At 62.1% G+C, this 2,203-nt stretch carries 1 protein-coding gene; it reads right to left on the bottom strand.

Features of this window, described 5'->3' with window-relative positions; all coding sequences use genetic code 11:
• Nucleotides 1–370 precede the first annotated feature (370 nt).
• Nucleotides 371–2,203, bottom strand: a 1,833-nt coding sequence (locus GHO03_RS24260) for a sulfite reductase flavoprotein subunit alpha (RefSeq protein ID WP_153400664.1), incomplete at its 5' end; no start/stop codon positions are given.

Here is a 2,203-nt window from a genome sequence, read left to right as displayed (position 1 = left end):
AAACCGTGGCGATGCCATCGCGAGCAAGCCCGCTCCCACAATGTCACCGCAAATCCAGTGGGAGCTGGTTCGCCTGCGATGCAGGCACTGGGGTCTGTCAGGCAAACCGTGGCGATGCCATCGCGAGCAAGCCCGCTCCCACAATGTCACCGTAAATCCAGTGGGAGCTGGCTTGCCTGCGATGCAGATACTGGGGTCTGTCAGGCAAACCGTGGCGATGCCATCGCGAGCAAGCCCGCTCCCACAATGTCACCGTAAATCCAGTGGGAGCTGGCTTGCCTGCGATGCAGATACTGGGGTCTGTCAGGCAAACCGTGGCGATGCCATCGCGAGCAAGTCCGCTCCCACAAGAGCTGAGCAGCTTGTCCGACTAGTACACATCCCGCCGATAACGCCCTTGCTCGATCAGCCTCTCTACCGCTTCTGCCCCCAGCATGTCGATCAGCGCTTGATCCACACCCGCCGCCATTCCCTGCAAACTGCCACAGATATAAATCGCCGCGCCTTGGTCCAGCCATTGGCGTACCTGCTCGGCAGACTCGCGCAAGCGGTCCTGCACATACACCTTCTGCGCCTGATCCCGTGAAAACGCCAGATCCAGCCGCGCCAGATCGCCACTGGCCAACCAGCCCTGCAGCTCATCGCGGCAATAGAAGTCGTGCTCGGCATTACGCTCGCCAAAGAACAGCCAGTTGCGCTGCTGGCCCTGGGCAATCCGAGCCTTGAGCAAGCTGCGCAGCCCTGCCAGGCCGGTACCATTGCCGAGGAGAATCATTGGCACCGGTTCGGCCGGCAAATGAAAACCGCTGTTGCGGCGCACGCGCAGGCTGATCGCCGAGCCGACTGCGGCATGTTCGGTAAGCCAGCCCGAACCGATGCCCAGGCTGCCATCAGCATGCCGCTCCTGACGTACGATCAACTCCAGCAGACCGTCCTGCGGGATCGAGGCAATGGAGTATTCGCGCATGTTCAACGGGATCAGTGCGTCCACCAGTGCCTGGGCGTGCATGCCCACAAGATGGCCGCGATTTTCCGGCAGTTGTCGGCCAGCCAGGGCCTGAGCCAAAGTTTCCTGCAGGCCATCGAGTTGCACCGGAGTGTCAGCCGACAGGCCCAGCCCCTCCAGGAAGTGCTCAACCGCCCAGCTCGATTGCCGCGGCATCACTTCCACCAGATCACCGGCCTGCCACAGGCTGTTGGTGTCAGGCGCGCTGAGCCCCAGCAGGTACACCCCCGAGCCACTGCTGCCGGGGTTGAGCAGCTTGCGCTCAGTCAGGGGCCAGTTGTTGTAACCAGGCGCCTGCCAGTTGGCATTCGGCGTGCCTCCGGTCAGTTGGCTAAGCTGCTGTTGCCATTGATGCAGGGCCTCGGCATCGCCGCTGTCCACCTGCACCGGGCTGAACAACGCTTGGGCACCGCGCTCGCTCAGCCAGTGCTGGATCCGCGTGGCAAAACCGCAAAAGTGCGGGTATTGACGATCGCCCAGTGCCAGCACCGAGTACTTGAGGCGGTTCAGTCCCAGAGGCTGGCCGAGGATCTTGCGTTCAAAGCCCCGCGCGCTATCAGGCGCTTCGCCATCGCCAAAGGTGCTCACCACAAACAGCGCGTTGCTGGCCTGTTGTAAATCGTTTTCGCTCAGGGCGGCCAAGGGCTGCACCCGTACCGGCAATCCGGCGGCTTGCAATTGCCCGGCGGTCTGCCAGGCCAGTTGCTCGGCAAAGCCGCTCTGGCTGGCAAAACCGATCAGCCAGGACGGCGTATCGCTGCTCGTAGCGGCAAAACCCTGGCGTGCCTGCTTGATCTGACGCTTTTTACGTCGACGGTCCAGATACAGCAACCAGCCGGTAATAAAGAACAGCGGCATGGTCAGGCTGGCTACGGTCACCAGCACGCGCCCGGTAATGCCCCAGTAACTGCCTGTGTGCAGCGCGTAAATGCTGGTCAGCAATTGTGCCTTGTAGGACTTGTCGTCATAACGATCGACTTTTTTGACGGCACCGGTGGCCGGGTCGAGCACAATCTGGTTGAACGCGCGCTCATGGGGTGAGGTGTTCAATAGGTAGAACACCGTGGCAGGCTGGCCGGCCACTGGCGGCATACGCACGTTGTACATGCTCAACTCAGGCCCGGCGGTTTTCTGGATGCTGGCCCAAATGGCATCGTAATCGGCGACCGGAGCTGGCCCGGCTGGCCCGCCCTGACC

The sequence above is a fragment of the Pseudomonas sp. FSL R10-1339 genome, assembly GCF_009600545.1.
In the GTDB taxonomy this organism is placed as follows: domain Bacteria; phylum Pseudomonadota; class Gammaproteobacteria; order Pseudomonadales; family Pseudomonadaceae; genus Aquipseudomonas; species Aquipseudomonas bubulae.
The sequence above is the reverse complement of the archived record's forward strand: the minus strand, read 5'-3'. Positions and strand labels throughout refer to the sequence as shown.